Raw genomic sequence first — 16,936 nt, forward strand, 5'->3', positions numbered from 1 at the left:
ATTTCAGAATACATTAAACCGAAAAAAAGCCTTTATCCTGGCGCATCCCTTGGACTTTCAGAAGCTGAGGGATGTTTTGTTTAAAATATCAGAAAGTATACGTCTAAAGACTTTACTGCTAATAAAGTAAGGGAGGATGCAAATTGCAATTATCAGTGGAAGAGCTGCATGAGCAGATAGGTAAGCTGGAGGGCTGGAAGCTGGAACAAGAAACGCTGGTACGCAAGTACATGTTTAGCGAGTATATGAAGGGCATTGCTTTTGTGGATGAGGTGGCAGCCATATCCGAAGCCTTTGATCATCATCCGCATATAACGATTGACTACAAAACCGTAACCCTGCGCTTATCGGCAAAAGAAGAGAGCGGCCTTGCTGCGCTAGATTTCCGCCAGGCTCATGAATTCAATGAAGCCTTTGACAAAGCACGTTAGGACACGGTCTAATATAACCGCTGTACACAAAAATGCCCGTATAAAGGACCTGCTGGAGTCCTAGTACGGGCATTTTAATGAATGAACAATCTTTTATTTTTTCTCTGCGAGCCATAAAGCAACGTTGGCGATCTCCTCTGGGGCCAGCTTATCTTTAAAGGATGGCATTTGTCCGCGTCCCTTGGTCACAATGCTGTAGATGCTCTCGGCATCCCGTTCGCTGCCTTCATGCTGCAGGCTTGGGCCTACACCGCCCTGAAGCTGATCGCCATGGCAGGATATACAGTTGGTTTTGACAGCGGCTTCCGCACTGGCGGCATCCAGGGTTACCTGGGGCATTGTAGGCTTATTTTCTTCCGCGACTTCCTCTTTGCCGGGCAATGTGAACAAGAGTACTACCGCAAAAGCACATGCGGCAAAAAACAAACCGCTCATGATCCATTTCTGCATCTCCATCGTCCCCTCCGTGTAAGCTGCTTCCTTCATTATACAGAAAGGTAAAGCGTTATCATAGAGTTTGTGTCAAAAAAATGAACGATTTTTGTGCGGATACGGGCTTCAACCTCAGTATGGAGCTATTTATTATAGACCATGCAATAAAATGGCTTATCTCCGCTTGGAGTACGACGTTCGTACGTATCGGTAATCGTAAATCCGCACTTCTGGTATGTCCGGATAGCCCGCTGATTCCAGGTGAGGACCTCCAGATCAATCTCCCGGTCAGGGTATCGCTCCAGAGCCGCCTGAACGATTGCATTCATAAAGGAATGCCCCCTTCCATGCCCGCACAGCTCGGGGCGCATGCCGATTCCCAGCCGGACCACGCCTTCCATCGGAAACAGCTGCGCAAATCCGCACAGATCCCCTTCTTCGTCTACAACAGATACATACTGCTCTGTCCGCAGCTGCGGGTCTCCGAATTCAATGCCAAGCGCCTGCATCTGCTCCCATGGTAGCCATCCGTAAATATTATAAGGCGGCCTGTACTCCCATCCGCAAATATCTTCGGCATGACTGGCCTCCATCGGCACCACGTAAAAAGTGACAGGGTAACTGCTCATAAGGCCACAGACCTCCTTTCAGGGGGAGCGGTACTATATCGTATACTTAATTATATACAAAACAGGGCGGGTTCAACTCAGGAAATTAGTAAGGACAGCAGAAACTTGACAAACCGCCAAAAATATTTTATGAAATTGCGGAAAAAAGGGATTTTGAGTGTTTTATGCGTTAGGGGAGGGGTAAGTAGTTTTATAGACAAAAAAACAGGAGCCCTCCAAGATTTCGGCAAAAATCCTGGAAAAGCACCTGTCTTATCATTGCTTATTGAACATCATCGTTGTCTTCAGCATCAGTTGCAACTGCATGGTAAGCATCTGTGCTCATGATCCGTTTGGCGCCAACGTAGCGGTTGACGTAGTAGCTGTCACTCAGCGAGCTGATGGTTACACCCTTTGAGCTTGAAGCATGTGCGAATTTACCTTCTCCAACATAAATGCCGACATGAGATACACCGCGGCCGCTTGTATTAAAGAATACAAGATCGCCTTCCCGCAGATTATCACGGGAGATGGCAGTACCCATCTGGTACTGGGAGCCGGACTGGTGCGGCAGGTTAATGCCGATCTTATCGAACACATACATGGTGAATCCGGAGCAATCAAAGCCGTTGGTCGATACTCCGCCGGACACGTATTTGGTTCCGATGGCTTTATCGATGACTTTATCCATTTTGGAATCCGCGAAAGCGCTTCCTGCTCCAATGGTAAGCATAATAGAAAAACTGAGTAGTGCGGCGGCTAACTTCTTCTTCAAAAGTAAATACCCCTTCCAAATGCCTACGAGGTTAGCTTAAGGGTTCGGTTGAAGGTCCCCTATGACCCCTCTGTGAATAGGAGGTCAATTCACCCAAAAATTGGTTCCCCCGTTTCCCTTATTTCGTAAGGGAACTCGGCACGACTGTTGATTAGGATTAGCTGGCAGAACATTATGACAAAACGTTTGAAAAACCCGGTTGATTAATTACAAAAATGTTACTATAAGCTCACTGCGATAATTGTAGCAAAGACAGAGGCCGTTGGCAATCACTTAAAACATATTAGTGCATAATATTTGCGTTTTTTAAGAGAGATTTCTGCTTAAAAAGACTCAAATTTATGTGAAAAGTAAGCTTTTTCTGAAACAATGTTGGAATTTTTATTAAGAGGGGTGTTTCATAAGCCCTGGTTGTGTGTAAAAGGTAGAATAAGGAAGTAAAAAGGAAAAACCCGGGAATGATTACGGCAATAATCAAATCCGGGCCAGTATAAGTTACAATTATGTGTAAGAGGTTAAATTGTGAGGGGAAGGTTCAATCGTAAGCGACAGCCTGGTAAGCTGTTGTGCTCATTACTCGTTTGGCGCCAACGTAGCGGTTGGCCCAGTAAGCCTGGCTCAGCGAGCTGATGTTTACACCCTTTGAGCTGGAGGACTGTGCAAATTTTCCGTTCCCGACGTAAATGCCTACATGGGAAACTCCATTACCCAGCGTATTGAAGAATACTAGATCACCGGCACGCAGATTGCTTTTGGAAACAGGCGTTCCAATGCTGTACTGTGCTTTGGAGGTGCGGGGCAGGGTAAGACCGATACTCTTGAATACGTACTTGGTGAATCCTGAACAATCGAAGCCCGAGGTACTTGTACCTCCTGTTTTGTATGAAACTCCGATGGTTTTGGAGATAACTGCGTCCATTTTGGAATCAGCTGAAACGCTGGTGGCGCCCATAGTGAATACCATCACAAGACCCAGTGCTGCTGCGGTGCATTTCTTTTTTAGATGCGTGCGGAACAAATTGTGACTTTTCAAAAGATGTACTCCTTCCAAGGCCTGCGAGGTTAGCTTAAGGATTCGGTAGAAGGTTCCCCTATGACCCCTCTAAAGCGAGATCAATTCACCCAAAATATGGTTCCCCCACTTCCCGGTGCTGGGAATTTGGCGTTTTATGCACCAGAACAGTGACTGTTGATTGACAATGTTGAAGTGTATAAGGTACATACGTTAGTCGAAATTGTTTCTAAAGATTACAAAGTTGTTACCAGTGGTACAGGCATCATTGTATCAGAGGTTCTGATGTTTTGCAAACTCTACGTTAAAACATTGTTAAGCACAAAAGAGTCACACCCCTGAAGCAGAGGCAGTGACTCTTTTAATATGTCGTTCTGGCGGAAAATTATTGTGGAAAAGTTTTGCTCCTCCATAGCTGGTACTGGGCGGCAATTCCCCACATTTTGAACAAGGTGGACGGGAGCGGTGCGAACTGGCGGAAGAGCAGCGCCGGCAGTCCCGGATAGAACAGGGCGGTTACAGCCGACAGCAGCCACGTCAGCAGCCCTCCTGCGCCAAGCACCAGTGAAGCACCGGTTGAAGGAGCAAGCAGCCTGAGATAGGCCAGCAGCGCGGAGAACATGCCTGTCCCGGCGGTATAGCCGAATTGCATGTAGAGCAGCACCGTACGGACGATGTAGAGATACAGCATCCAGGCCAGCAGATAGGGCAGAAGCTTCAGCAGGAGCTTATAATCTAATAAACCGCCTAATAGCAGCGTATACATTTTGGGCAGCAGCCAGTAAAGCGGGAGCGCAGACAGCAGCCATTCGGCCAGACTGAAGAGAAACACCGGCAGCCCGTAGAGTCTCATTCCCGGGAAAAAGAACAGTCCGCGTTCACCTATACGCTCCTGATGCAGCTCATGCAGCAGACCGGCGCGGATAAAGGGGGAAATCAGCAGCCGCAGCAGCGACAGCGCGAGCAGCAGCCAGAGCCAGTGCTGCACGGCCGGGTCACCTCCCAAGGCAGCCTGCCCCTCGATATAATACAGCAGTCTGCCCAGTCCGCTTCCGCCGGCATGGGTATCCGGATAGCGCAGCAGCACCGGAATGACTGCAGACCTGACGAACCTGTACAAAAAATACCCCCAGAGCAGCCGGTAAATAAACAGCAGAATCAGGATATAAAATTGCTCCTTCATGCTGATCCAGCTGCGGGAAATCGCGCTTTTCACTATCCATCACCTCACCAGACTAGAGTTCCGAGCAGAGTTTCAAGCAATTTGGTTACACTGAGTGTCCAGCGCGAGAGCGTCTTGGGCGCAAGCTCCGCCAGCATGAAATTGTTAAGATGCTTACTCTCCAGAAGGATGGAGTGTCCGGGGTCGATATCCACAGAAGCAAGAGGCGCCTTGTAGGATAGCTGAAAAGCAGTTGTTTTCTGTTCTCCGTTCCAGAACTGCTGTACGGTATAACCGTCGGTAAATGTGAATTTTACCGGAACATTGGCATAACCGCTGCCCTTATTGCTCACTTCCACCGTTGCCTCATAGCGGGCCTCTACTCCATCAGCACTATTTTTTCCACTACCGGTGGTGATGCGGTCTACAGAAAAGTCAGGCGCACCGCCGCTGTAGACATACTGGTCAAAATAATCCTGCCAAGACTGCTTGGTTACTTTTTCGACAATCTTCTGAAAATCGGCCGTGGAAGGATGCTTGAACCTGTATTTCCGGGCATAGGCGAGCAGGATAGCATCCATTGTTTTGGTGCCGACCTGCTGTTCGATATCCTTGAGGACCAGCTTGCCGCGGATATATACATTGCGGGTATACCCGTCTGCGGCGCTATATTTCCAGGTCTCCAGATTAAGCTGCTGGGGTACGGTGACCATGCTGGCCTGCAGGGCAGCGCTGGAGCTGACCCCGTACTCCTGCTCCATCAGGCGGTCCTCGGCATAAGAGGTAAAGCTTTCATCCAGCCAGGCCTCTTCAAATTCATTATTGGCCACCATGCCGTAGAAGTACTGATGGCCGATCTCATGAATGACAGTGCGCTCAAGCGACATGCCTGGGGAGCTTTCGGCTGCACCGAAGGCAGTGATCAGCGTCGGGTACTCCATTCCGCCAGCCCCATTCCCCTCTTTGGGCGGAACGACGATCGATAAGGTCGAATAAGGGTAGGGACCATACCATTTGCTGAATGCAGTCAGGGCAGCCTTGGTAGCCTGAAAATACCGCTCCTGCAGATCCTTGTGCAACGGGTCCAAATACAGCTTGATCCGTACGCCCGGCACGTTCGGGGCAGAGAAGGCCTCCTCGGCAACGACAAAATCAGGGGATGCAGCCCAGGCAAAGTCATGGACATCATCAGCGTAGAACTGGTAGATTTTCCGGTCCTGCTTGATCTGGGCACTTTTAACCGGAAAGCCGGTAGCGCCTACGATGTAGTTGGCAGGAACAGAGATCGTTACATTGTAAATGCCGAAATCGCTGTAAAACTCTGAAGTGCCGTGGTACTGGTGAAGATCCCAGCCCTCCTCCTGAACGCCTCTTGTTCCTTTGGGCTCATATACACTGAGCTTGGGGAACCACTGTCCGGCCATCACGAAATTTCCGGCAGTCCCCATACGGGCGAATATTTTGGGCAGCTTGACCTCAAACTGGATTTTAAGCGTTACACTCTCTCCGCCGTTTACCGGCTGCGGCAGATGAACCTTGACGAGGGTCTTGTCGTTGATATTGCCGTCATCGGGCTGCACATACTGCATCCGCTGCATGAGGGATACCCCCTCGGTAGTGCGCAGGTCGGTTATCGTCATGCTGCCGTACCCGTTCTCCGGCATGGTATCACCGCGCAGCTCACCGCCTGACTCCTTCATAAATGTTGTTTTTTCAGAGGTGAAAGCGTTCGGGTAGAGGTGAAAATAGAGCTCTTGTACGGGCTTTTGGCCGGGATGAATCCAGGTAACTGTTTCTGTAGCCTGGAGCGCCCGGGCATCCGCGTCCAGCTGCACATCGATATGATACTCGGTTACCCGCTGGCTTAATGCTTCAGAGACCGGAAGCGGCTTGCTCTCGGGAAGAACAGGCTGCACCGCCTTGGTCTGGGACACGGCAGCGGGGGACTTGGCCTCTTTTGGGGCAGCGGCTGACTGGGCGGCAGGGCTAAGCCCGCTCAGGAGCCAGAGGGACCCTCCCAGCAGGATGAGGGCGGCCAGGGCCGCAGAGATGATCATGAACCTTAATGACAGTGGCTTCATACTGTGATTCCTCCCGTGACAAGCATCTACGGGATGTATATGTTTGCAATCGCCGCATTATTAGCTAAAATTAAATTATTAGCGAAAGGGAAGGATGTGCACTTGTGGATAACGTACAACCGGAGGGCAAAAAGCAGATTGCCTTGAATATTGTAAATGCAAAAAGCAAGCATAAAGGCTTTGGTGCCGGCTCCATTGATCTCAACAATGTATCGCCGGTCATTATCGACGGCGGTGAAGCGGTTATCGACATTGGGGCCATGCATGCCAAGAGCAAGGTAGAGAAGGGCATCAAATTTTCGATGAACCGTGATGAGGTACCGGACGGAAGACAGGTTTGGGTAGTCTGGGTCGCAGTGGACCGCACGCCGGAAGGGCAATTCTACGGCGGAATAACGGCCTGTGAAATGTGGATTGATACTGAAGCGCGGCGGGGCTGGAAGATTCTTGCCGACCATGTGAACAAGCTGGATGCTGCCTTGAAGCGCAAGATCATTCTGGATGGTCTGGGACCTGTGGAGAAGGCGGCGCTGAAATCACTGCTGGTGTCCCATAATGCGGACTGGTGGGCAGCCACCTCTGATGAGCTGAAGAACGCGCTGAGTGAATAGCAGGCAGCCGCATACGGTTTAGACGGATAAAAGGGCTTGGACCTTCACAGCCGGAAGGTTCAAGCCCTTATTTTATTTCTTGAGGGATCATGGATGTAGGCAGTGCTTCTACTTGCCGGATGGACTGATTTTGCGCTTGAGCTGGCTTACTCTGGCCTGGCTGATGCCAAGCACCTCCGCAAGCGCCTTCTGGTTGGCATAGGGGTGATCGGCCATTGCCTTCTCCAGACGCTGGCTCATCTCCTCAGTCCTGGTCCGGCGGCCGCTGCGGGCAGGGTCAGAGCTCTCCCCATTAGCCTCCTGCAGAGGTTCGGCTTCTTCAGGAATACGGCTTGGATCGCCAAGCTCTTTAAGACAGGTATTACAGATAAACTGATCCTTGTAGTAAGTCACGTGGTCAAGGCTCCTGCAAAACGTACATTCGGTCGAAGTGTATTTCCGGAGTACAATAATCTCATCATTCAGGATAAAAAATTCGATGGGATCTCCAATTTCGATGTTGCGTGTCATGCGGATTTCTACAGGAACCACAATTCTGCCAAGACTGTCTAAACTCCGGATCATGCCTGTATCCTTCATCTCATGTCCCTCATTTACATCTATATATTTTTTTGCGGATATCTACGATTATAGCAGTAATTGTAAGTTTAGAGAACGGGGAAAGCGCATTCATTTATCAATTGGGTGAACAAAGGGAAGCCGCCTGCTCTGGTCAACCAGAGCAGGCGGCTTATTAGGGTTCTATTCCTTTTACCCAATATACGGGCACCGAAACAGGCGAAAACAAAGAGGCGGGATTCAGCTCAGGATAAAGGGTGTTTCCAGCTTGTCCTTGACTGAAATATAAGGGTTATTCCTAAGATAAAAGCGCCAGGGAAGCTCTGCATATTCTCCGGCATAGGGAATATTGATGCCCGGAGCCTGGACAATATCCAGGGCTTTGGGATGTTCAACCTGCTCCAGCCGCAGCGGGCTGCCTCCGCTGTCAATCCGGAGCCCGTTCAGGCTCTTGTCGATCCGCAGCGCGCGGCATAGCTTGCCGGGCCCGCCGGAGAGCCCGGAAGGATTGCGGCCGGCTTTACCGCGGTAAACGCGCATCAGGGCTGCATCGGCGTCAGTCAGCGGCTCCACAGCCCGGATCAGTACAGCATGGGGATCGCCTTCCCCGGCAGTAACGACATTAAGGCAGTGATACATGCCATAAATGAGATAGACGTAGATGGTTCCGCCCTCCCGGAACATTACATCCGTGCGGGCGGTGCGGCGGCCGCCAAAGGCATGGCTGCCCTTATCCTCTATGCCCCCGTAGCTTTCTGTTTCTACAATGCGGCAGCGGATCTCCCCGTCCTCTGTACGCCGCACCAGGTGCTGGCCCAGGAGAAGCGGTGCAGCCTGCAGAGCCGGAAGCCTGTACAGCTCAGGCGGAACAAGCCCGTACCCTGAAGGTTCGTTATCTTTACGGTTCATATCGGGATGGCACCTTTCCCGGCAAACACAGCTTGCCGCTTATGGGCTCATCGTACCCCAGAGGCGGGCCTGCTGCAACTGTCACTAGTTCAGCCACCAGCGCTTGATATCACTCCACAGGGAATGCTCTTCCTTGGCCGGGGCAGCCGGCGATTCTTCAACAGGGGCCGTTTCCCCGCCGGTGCTGTGCTCATCACAATATGCTGTTGGCTCCGTGCCGCTGATAAAGGTCTCCAGCTCCTTTTCCGGGCAGGCGGCTGTAGCCAGCTTGCCGGACTCCGGATTGATGTAGACACTTACCACTCCGTCAGGAATCGGAAATATCTTCGGCGGCACATTAGCCAGCGCTTTTTCTGTATACTCGGCGAAAATAGGTGCAGCCCGCCGGCCGTCAGAAGTAGCGATATCACGCCCCTTGTCATATCCTACCCAGACTGCAGTGGACAGCTCGGGTGTAAAGCCGACCATCCAGCCGTCGGTGTCCGTAGTTCCGGTCTTGCCTGCTACGGGGCGCTTGATAATAGAGGCTACCCGGTTACCGGTTCCGCCGCTCTCAAAAACGCCTTCCATCAGGCGGGTCAGGACATAGGCTGCCGCAGGCTCAACGACCTGCTCCCCCTTGGCCTGGGGGGCTTCATAGACCAGATCCCCATTGGCATCGGTAATCTTCAGAATAGCTGTTACCGGCTGCCGCACACCTCCTCCTCCGATTACCGCGAAGGCGGAAGCCATCTCGAGCGGGCTGACCGGTGAGGTTCCGAGCGCCAGGGAGGGCACGCGCTGCAGCGGGCTTTTTATCCCCAGCCGGGATGCCATTTCTGCGACATGGTCCGCGCCGATTTTCATAATCGTATTTACAGCATAAATATTGTCGGAAGCGGCGATGGCCTGGCGCATGTTAATCTCCCCCAGGTATTTATCGCCGAAATTTTTCGGCTGGTACGTTTTACGGTTGTTGTCGTAATGAAACAGCGTCGGCTGGCTGTTAAAAACCGACAGGCCGGTCATCGTTTTGGAGGATAGCGCGGTCAGATACATAACCGGTTTAAAGGATGAACCGGGCTGCCGGGTAGTGGCCAGGGCATGATTGAACTGGTTGGAACGGTAGTTCTTCCCCCCGACCATTGCTTTGATATAACCGGTGCGCGGGTCAATGGAGACAAGGGCAGTCTCCAGCTCACTGGCCGGGTCCATCCCTTTATCCACGGCTTCTTCCGCTGCCTGCTGCATATCCGGGTCTAGAGTGGTATACACATTCAGCCCGCCCAGCTCCAGTTCGTCATTGCTGATCCCCAGTGTGTCGGTTACCAGCCCGCGAATATAATCACGGAAATAAGGGGCAAGCACAACCGTGTCCTTTTGGCCCTGGGGCTTAAAGCTGAGAACGGTCCGGGCGGCCTCCTCGGCCTGTTTTTCTGTAATATCGCCTACCTGGGCCATAGCGTTTAAAATAATACTCTGCCGCTTTTTGGCGTTATCCGGATGAGTGTAGGGTGAATAATAGGTCGGGCCTTTGGGGATGCCGGCCAAGAGTGCGCTTTCCGCCAGATTCAGATCTGCCGCCGCTTTGCCGAAATACATGCGGGAGGCTGCTTCAATGCCATAAGCCCCGTGACCGTAGTAGATTTCATTTAAATACATATTAAGAATCTCTTTTTTGCTGTATTTCATCTCCAGCTGCATGGTGTAGACCGCTTCCTTGGCTTTGCGGGTCCAGGTTTTTTCATGGGTAAGGTACAGGTTGCGCGCCAGCTGTTGGGTCAGCGTGCTGGCCCCCTGGGAGCGCTCGCCCGTCTCCAGATTGGCCAGCACCGCCCGCGCCATCCCTTTGAGGTCAAAACCGGAATGACTGAAAAATTTGCGGTCCTCCACAGCCAGGGTAGCCTGGATAAGCTCAGGGGCGATCTGGTCCAGCGTTACCGGGTTACGGCTGCGACCGTCCGTCGTAAAGGTGCTCAGTACATTGCCTCTGGCATCCAGAAGCCGGGAGCGGATATCATCGCCGATCGGCGGAAGAGGTTTGTTATACAGATAGCCCAGCAGTGCTCCGGCAGCAAGCACCATCAGCACAGTCATGACAGCCGCCAGCCGGATCAGCCGGCGGAGGCGGTGTCTCTTGACTTTCGGGTTAGCAGAATCGCGCGGCATGGCTTCAGGCTCCTTGTCCTCAGGAATGTGAAACGGCCGGCGGCGTTCATCATAGTGCCGGTTAGTTTTCATTATGGGAAAGGAATCGTGCAGATATTCAGGCCCGGAGGCAGCGGTAACCAAATTGTCTTCTTTTTGTGACCTTCTCAGGGTAGATAGAACTGCGGACGGGGAAGTATAACAGAGTAGTGCTGACAGGAAAGGGTATATATACACAGGAGGTGTCATCATGAATTGGACTAAAAAGATACATCTAAAAGCACTAACCATTCTCTCCGCGGGATTGCTCGCGGTTTCGTCCGGGGGTGCAGCAGCTCCGGTACATGCAGCACCGGCGGGCGCCGGAGACCATGGTCTGCTGAAGCAGCTGCAGGCCAAGTATCTGGCTGCTGAAGAGACACCGCTCAGCTTCAATGATCTGGCGTTTCTCAGTGCAGATACAGGACGGGCTGCAGGCAAAGGCTTTATGATCGGCACATCGGACGGCGGCAGCCATTTCCAGAAAATTTATGAAGGCCAGTGGAACTTCCGGCAGATCTCCTTCCCGGACAATGTGCATGGATGGGCGTTAGCATCGGTTCAGGAGCAGAACGGGGCTTATCTTATCGGCACATCGGACGGCGGAAAAACCTGGAAGAGAATTTCGGAGTCACAGGTAGGCTTTGAACGGATTGCATTTACAGACAGCAAGCACGGCTTCGGTTATGTCCGTGCCTTTACGTATTATACGGAGGACGGGGGACGGAGCTGGAGCCAGATCAAAACTCCGGCTAACACGCGCGGTGCAGAGTTTACCAGCCGCAATAACGGCTGGGCAGTCGTGGTGGCACCGGGCGAAGGCTACCGGGTTATGAAGACAACAGATGGCGGATCGACCTGGAAGCTGGCACTCAAATCGGCTTTTGCTTACCCTGAGTACGGACAGGTATATGCCAAGGGTGATCAGGTATATGCACTCCTGTACGGAGGATCAGGCATGTCCCAGACCTCGTATTCGCTGTACGCCAGCGGCAATCAGGGAAAGAGCTGGACCCGCGTAATCGCCCAGGAGACGGCAGGCGGCGGCCCCGCGCCGGGCAGCGGATCAGCGCTGCTGAAGAAAGGCCCTGCCTCCGGCAGACCGGGCAACATGCAGCTGGCCGGCAGCAGCACAGCCTTTCTGGCCGGGTATTCGCCTGCAGGTGAACAGGTGGCTGTCGGCCGCACAGTGAACGCGGGCAAGCAATGGAGCAACCTGCCGGCGATTGCCGGATATGAAGCAAGGATCTCCTTCCCTGACAGCAAAGCGGGCTGGATGGCAGTCAAAGGCGCCGACACTTCATCCCTTTATGCCACTAAGGACGGCGGTATGACCTGGACGGAGAAGTTTGCATTTAAAGGGAAATCGCAATAGCAAAAATAACGACTATATACTGATGACGGGGCGGCTCCATGGGGGCCGCTTTTTTGCGGGCGGATAATAAGGTGACTTTTTTACGTTTTCCCGCCGAGTGTGATTTTGGCCGCCAGTATGATAAAATTTGATTTACTTTAACAGGAATGTGCCGTGTATCTGCGGAGCCTGTGGACAAATGCTAGGAGGAATGCAGAGTGGCCTTTCGCGTATCCGCGGTTCAATATCATTTGCATACGATAACTTCGTTTGATGAGTTTGCTGCCCGGTGTGAGCATTACATTAAGACGGCTGAAGAATTCAGCACCGATTTTATCCTTTTTCCGGAGTTTCTTACAACTCAGCTGATGTCCATCGGGGACGGGCAGGGGAACGCCCTGGGTATTGAGGACCTGCCGCAGTTTACGGAGCAGTACCGGGAGATGTTCTCCGGTTTTGCCCGCAAATATAATGTGCACATCATCGGAGGCACCCATGTGCTGCGCCGGAACGGCAAGCTGTACAATGTGGCGCACCTCTTTTATCCGGACGGAAGAATTGCCGAGCAGGCCAAGCTTCATATTACCCCCGCCGAGGTGGAAGGCTGGAATATGGGGGCCGGTGAAGGTTTGGAGGTCTTTAAGACGGACAAAGGAACCATTGCCATGCTGACCTGCTACGATATTGAATTCCCGGAAATTGTGCGGATGGCCAGAGCCAAGGGGGCTGACGTGATTTTTTGCCCGTCCTGCACGGATGACCGTCATGGTTTCCACCGGGTCCGCTATACCAGCCATGCGCGTGCGATCGAAAACCAGATTTATGTTGTGCTGACAGGAACCGTCGGTTCGCTGCCAACCGTTGATCTCATGCGTGCGAACTTCGGGCAGGCTGCGGTTATCACACCTAATGATGTTCCTTTTCCGCCAAAAGGGCTGCTGGCCGAAGGTGAGATTAACGATGACATGATTATTACCGCTGATCTGGACCTGGAGCTGCTGTACCGGGTGCGTGAGCGCGGTTCGGTAACCACCTGGCGCGACCGGAGAACGGATCTATACACAGACTGGACATAAAGGAGTCAGGCAAGGATGTATACTAAAAGCTTTTATGCCTTTGACGGCAAAGTGCCGGTTCCTGCGGTTATCCGGAATTATACGGCGGCGGATTTTGACGAGCTGATTACGATACAATCGGAAGCCTTCCCGCCTCCCTATCCGGCAGAGCTGCTGTGGAACCGGGAGCAGCTGAACAAGCATGTGGAGCTGTTTCCGGAGGGGGCGCTCTGCGCCGAAGTGAATAGTGAACTGGCCGGTTCGGTTACGAGCCTCAAAATTCATTTCAATGAAGAATCGGCACATCACAGTCATACCTGGTCTGAGGTAACGGCAGACGGATATATCACCACACATCAGCCTGACGGTAATACGCTGTACATAGCGGATCTGTGTGTACGCCCCAAATTCCGCAAGCTGGGACTGGGCAAGGAGCTGGTACAGTCCCTGTATCATGTGGTCGTAGAACAGAAGCTTGAACGGCTGCTGGGTGCGGGAAGAATGCCCGGCTATCATAAGGAAGCCTCCCGGCTATCGGCTGAGGCGTATCTTGCTGAGGTTATCGGCGGACAGCTGGCTGATCCGGTCATAACGTTCCTTCTGCGCTGCGGACGGTCGCCGCTTGGTGTGACAGCGGACTACCTGGAGGATGAGGAGTCCTGCAACTACGCTGCGCTGATGGAGTGGCGCAATCCTTTTTTATAGAAAAGACAGGCTAAAAGCAGAACCCAATCAGAATAACACTGGAGGAGATTCTACTATGGAATATGTAAGAATTACGAGCCTTTCTGATCCGCTATTCAGACAAGTACATAATCTGCTGAGTGAGGTGTTCCCGCCGGAAGAGGTGCTGGAATACAGCCTGTGGCAGGAGCCGCTGGAGGATCCGGGAATCCGTGTGTTCGCAGCCGTCCATGAAGGCAACGTTGTCGGGACGACAGAATACCGTTACTATCCGGACTGGAATGTAGCGATGACCGACTTCACCGTAATCGGCCGTGAGGGCCTCGGGATCGGGCGTTTTCTGGCCGAGAGCCGCCTGAAGGATCTGAGGAAGCTTGCAGCAGATAACGGCAAGGAGCTCTACGGCATGTTCGCGGAGATATATGATCCCTACCGGGTGGGGGATTTCGGCTTCGGCGGTGTTAAGCCGATGGACCCGTTTGTCCGCCGCGAGGTATTGTCCCATCTCGGGTATGAGCGGCTCGATTTCCCTTATGTCCACCCGTCCTGGCAGGGCGACGGCGAAGCTGTAACCGGTCTGGATCTCTGTTTCATGCCTGGACAAGAGGGACTGGAGTCGGTAGAGGCTGCGCTGGTAGCCGACTTCCTGACCCGTTATTATGCGGTGCTCGGGGATAAGCCTGCAGCCTGGCATGCCATGGTGGAGCAGCTGCGGGTCAAGGATAACGTGCGGCTGCTGCCGTTGTAATTAAATAAATTGATGAAGAAAATAAAAGTTCAATAGAGATAACAATTATTCATTGTATTGCTCACCCGGACTGGATATAGTGTACAATGGGTAAGCGAATATGCCTTGAATTTATGAATAGAACGATAAGCGGGGAGTAGAGCATGTCTGAAATACAGTCCGCCAAATACGGTGTTACGGTTACTCTGGAAAGCCGGCAGGACGGGCAGAAGAATGTGATCAAGGCTGCCGGTGAAGCTTTTTCCAAAGGGGAGCAGCTGTTTATCCGTTATGAAGAAGCGGAGCAGGGTCCGCAGGGAGAGGCTGTGTCTGTCCGTACGATGATCAAGATTACGGGCCGTGAACTGAAGCTTATCCGGCACGGGAGCATTGAGTCTGAGCAGTCCTTTGAGACAGGACGGCGCCTGCCGGGCTTCTACCGGTCCCCGTACGCCCAGTTTAATCTCTCTACCGACACGCGGAAGCTGGATATTATGCGTAATGGACGTTCGCTAGAGGTCTCGTGGGAGTATGACTTGTACGTCTACGGGGAGCTATCAGGACAGTTCGCTATCAGTTTGTATATACAGGAGGAACCACAATCATGACACAAAGTTCAAATCCGCTGCAGCTTGCCAATGAGCGGGTCAAAGAAGCGGTTGCTAATGCTATTCTGGCAGCCGGTCTCGTAACACAGGAAGAGCTTCCGGCCATTGCGCTGGAAGTGCCGAAGGACAAGGCTCATGGAGATCTGGCGACCAATGCCGCTATGCAGCTCACCAAGATTGCCAAGCGCAATCCGCGGCAAATTGCGGAGGCTATTATTGAGCATCTGGACACTGCTTCAGCCTCTATCGAAAAAGCGGAAATCGCCGGTCCGGGCTTCATCAACTTCACGCTCTCCAAGAGCTACCTTTATCCGGTCATCGGTCTTGTCACAGAGCAGGGCGACAATTACGGCCGGATTGAGACAGGCAAAGGCAAAAAGGTGGAGATGGAGTTTGTCAGCGCCAACCCTACCGGCAGCCTGCATCTCGGACATGCCCGCGGCGCGGCTGTCGGCGATGCTCTCTGCAATGTGCTTGATTTTGCCGGTTACCAGGTAACCCGCGAATACTACATTAATGATGCCGGCAACCAGGTGAACAATCTGTGCAAATCGATCGAGGCCCGCTACTTGCAGGAGCTCGGCCAGCCGGCGGAAATGCCGGAGGACGGCTACCACGGTGAGGACATCAAGGGCTTTGCCAAGGAGCTTGTTGCCGAAAAGGGCGACACCCTGCTGGAGATGACTCCGGGAGACCGTGCGGCATTTTTCCGTACCTACGGGCTTACGAAGGAACTGGACAAGATCAAACGCGACCTTGAACGCTTTCGCGTCAATTTCGATATCTGGTTCAGCGAGACCTCGCTGTACGAGAACGGCCAGGTGCTGCGCTCGCTGGATGAGCTGCGTGACCGCGGCGAAGTGTACGAGCAGGACGGCGCTACCTGGCTGAATACGACTAAATACGGTGATGACAAGGACCGCGTGCTGATCAAGAACGACGGCACTTACACCTACCTGACACCGGATATCGCTTATCACAACGATAAGTATGAGCGCGGCTACGATACCATGATCAACATCTGGGGCGCCGACCACCACGGCTATATCCCGCGGATGAAGGCAGCGATGTCTGCGCTTGGCAATGACCCTGAGAAGCTGGTCGTGCTGATCGCCCAGATGGTCAGCCTGTTCCAGAACGGCGAGAAGGTCAAAATGTCCAAGCGTACCGGCAAGGCCGTTACGATGGAAGACTTGATGGAAGAAGTCGGCCTCGACGCGATCCGCTATTTCTTCACCATGCGCAGCATGGATTCGCATCTTGATTTCGACATGGATCTGGCGATTTCCACATCCAATGAGAATCCTGTCTATTATGTGCAGTATGCGCATGCGCGGATCTGCAGCATTTTCCGCCAGGCTGAGGAGCAGGGCATCACCGTGCCGGCTATCGATCAGATTGACTTCAGCAAGCTGACAGCCGTTCACGAATATGACCTGCTGCGCAAGATCGGCGAGCTTCCTGCCGAGATTGCAACTGCCGCTGACAGCTATGCGCCGCACCGCCTGATCCGCTACGTGTACGATCTGGCTGCGCAGTTCCACAGCTACTACAAGGCTGAGCGCGTCATCACTGACGACGCCGCCCAGACCGTGGCCCGCCTCGCCCTGCTGGGCGCGGCCCGCACCACCATTGCCAACGTCCTGCGTCTCGTTGGCGTAACTGCTCCTGAGCGGATGTAACACCCGCTCAGCACACCAAGCACCGCCCCCCCGTTCCCCGGGGAGGCGGTGCTTTTTGGTGCCGCCGGCGCTGCGCCCGGC

General features: G+C 52.9%; 17 protein-coding genes and 2 riboswitches. Of the genes, 8 read left to right on the forward strand and 9 right to left on the reverse strand.

Going from position 1 to position 16,936, the window contains the following annotated elements:
• The first annotated feature begins 143 nt into the window (after positions 1 to 143).
• Positions 144 to 431, forward strand: coding sequence for a 4a-hydroxytetrahydrobiopterin dehydratase (locus BLR64_RS25660; RefSeq protein WP_090718975.1), 288 nt, complete (start codon positions 144 to 146; stop codon positions 429 to 431).
• 93 nt (positions 432 to 524) lie between these two features.
• Here BLR64_RS25660 and BLR64_RS25665 read toward each other — a convergent pair whose 3' ends face one another.
• The 6 genes from BLR64_RS25665 to BLR64_RS25690 form a co-directional block, all read right to left on the reverse strand.
• On the reverse strand, positions 525 to 881 hold the full coding sequence (locus tag BLR64_RS25665; RefSeq protein ID WP_068728857.1) for a c-type cytochrome: 357 nt from the start codon (positions 879 to 881) through the stop codon (positions 525 to 527).
• Positions 882 to 1,006: 125 nt separating this feature from the next.
• Positions 1,007 to 1,492, reverse strand: coding sequence for a GNAT family N-acetyltransferase (locus BLR64_RS25670; protein WP_090718977.1), 486 nt, complete (start codon positions 1,490 to 1,492; stop codon positions 1,007 to 1,009).
• Between the two features lie 262 nt (positions 1,493 to 1,754).
• Complete coding sequence (locus BLR64_RS25675) at positions 1,755 to 2,246, reverse strand: C40 family peptidase (protein ID WP_376744662.1); 492 nt, start codon at positions 2,244 to 2,246, stop codon at positions 1,755 to 1,757.
• A gap of 5 nt (positions 2,247 to 2,251) precedes the next feature.
• Positions 2,252 to 2,397: riboswitch (cyclic di-AMP (ydaO/yuaA leader) on the reverse strand.
• A 384-nt stretch (positions 2,398 to 2,781) separates the two neighbouring features.
• Positions 2,782 to 3,210 carry a C40 family peptidase gene (locus BLR64_RS25680; RefSeq protein WP_068728861.1) on the reverse strand — a complete coding sequence of 143 codons (429 nt, stop codon included), beginning with the start codon at positions 3,208 to 3,210 and terminating at the stop codon, positions 2,782 to 2,784.
• Positions 3,211 to 3,282: 72 nt separating this feature from the next.
• Positions 3,283 to 3,421: riboswitch (cyclic di-AMP (ydaO/yuaA leader) on the reverse strand.
• A gap of 222 nt (positions 3,422 to 3,643) precedes the next feature.
• Positions 3,644 to 4,474: a hypothetical protein gene (locus tag BLR64_RS25685; RefSeq protein WP_090718979.1), complete on the reverse strand. Its 831-nt coding sequence runs from the start codon at positions 4,472 to 4,474 to the stop codon at positions 3,644 to 3,646.
• 11 nt (positions 4,475 to 4,485) lie between these two features.
• Positions 4,486 to 6,501: a M1 family metallopeptidase gene (locus BLR64_RS25690; RefSeq protein WP_090718981.1), complete on the reverse strand. Its 2,016-nt coding sequence runs from the start codon at positions 6,499 to 6,501 to the stop codon at positions 4,486 to 4,488.
• A gap of 104 nt (positions 6,502 to 6,605) precedes the next feature.
• Here BLR64_RS25690 and BLR64_RS25695 point away from each other — a divergent pair, with 104 nt between their 5' ends.
• Positions 6,606 to 7,112 carry a YwhD family protein gene (locus BLR64_RS25695; RefSeq protein WP_090718983.1) on the forward strand — a complete coding sequence of 169 codons (507 nt, stop codon included), beginning with the start codon at positions 6,606 to 6,608 and terminating at the stop codon, positions 7,110 to 7,112.
• 108 nt (positions 7,113 to 7,220) lie between these two features.
• Here the strand turns inward: BLR64_RS25695 and BLR64_RS25700 are convergent, their stop codons facing one another.
• From BLR64_RS25700 to BLR64_RS25710, 3 genes are all read right to left on the reverse strand, one after another.
• Positions 7,221 to 7,691 (reverse strand): AbrB/MazE/SpoVT family DNA-binding domain-containing protein, encoded by a 471-nt coding sequence (locus tag BLR64_RS25700; RefSeq protein WP_090718985.1) that lies wholly within the window; start codon positions 7,689 to 7,691, stop codon positions 7,221 to 7,223.
• Positions 7,692 to 7,910: 219 nt separating this feature from the next.
• A complete protein-coding gene (locus BLR64_RS25705; RefSeq protein ID WP_090718987.1) occupies positions 7,911 to 8,579 on the reverse strand; it encodes a DNA-3-methyladenine glycosylase in 669 nt (222 codons plus the stop codon).
• A gap of 84 nt (positions 8,580 to 8,663) precedes the next feature.
• Entirely contained in the window at positions 8,664 to 10,727 is a 2,064-nt protein-coding gene (locus BLR64_RS25710; RefSeq protein ID WP_090719021.1) for a transglycosylase domain-containing protein, read from the reverse strand.
• Positions 10,728 to 10,956: 229 nt separating this feature from the next.
• On the opposite strand from BLR64_RS25710, the gene BLR64_RS25715 reads away from it, so the two are divergent.
• The 6 genes from BLR64_RS25715 (at position 10,957) to argS (ending at position 16,855) form a co-directional block, all read left to right on the forward strand.
• Positions 10,957 to 12,120 (forward strand): beta propeller repeat protein, encoded by a 1,164-nt coding sequence (locus BLR64_RS25715; RefSeq protein WP_090718989.1) that lies wholly within the window; start codon positions 10,957 to 10,959, stop codon positions 12,118 to 12,120.
• A 197-nt stretch (positions 12,121 to 12,317) separates the two neighbouring features.
• On the forward strand, positions 12,318 to 13,175 hold the full coding sequence (locus BLR64_RS25720; RefSeq protein WP_090718991.1) for a carbon-nitrogen hydrolase family protein: 858 nt from the start codon (positions 12,318 to 12,320) through the stop codon (positions 13,173 to 13,175).
• A 15-nt stretch (positions 13,176 to 13,190) separates the two neighbouring features.
• A complete protein-coding gene (locus BLR64_RS25725; RefSeq protein WP_090718993.1) occupies positions 13,191 to 13,859 on the forward strand; it encodes a GNAT family N-acetyltransferase in 669 nt (222 codons plus the stop codon).
• 55 nt (positions 13,860 to 13,914) lie between these two features.
• A complete protein-coding gene (locus tag BLR64_RS25730) occupies positions 13,915 to 14,586 on the forward strand; it encodes a GNAT family acetyltransferase (protein ID WP_090718995.1) in 672 nt (223 codons plus the stop codon).
• 143 nt (positions 14,587 to 14,729) lie between these two features.
• Entirely contained in the window at positions 14,730 to 15,173 is a 444-nt protein-coding gene (locus tag BLR64_RS25735; protein ID WP_090718997.1) for a YwiB family protein, read from the forward strand.
• On the forward strand, positions 15,170 to 16,855 hold the full coding sequence (gene argS / locus BLR64_RS25740) for an arginine--tRNA ligase (RefSeq protein WP_090718999.1): 1,686 nt from the start codon (positions 15,170 to 15,172) through the stop codon (positions 16,853 to 16,855). Before BLR64_RS25735 ends, argS begins: the two co-directional genes overlap by 4 nt.
• The last annotated feature ends 81 nt before the right edge of the window (positions 16,856 to 16,936 follow it).

The organism is Paenibacillus typhae, assembly GCF_900099765.1.
Lineage (GTDB): Bacteria > Bacillota > Bacilli > Paenibacillales > Paenibacillaceae > Paenibacillus_AQ > Paenibacillus_AQ typhae.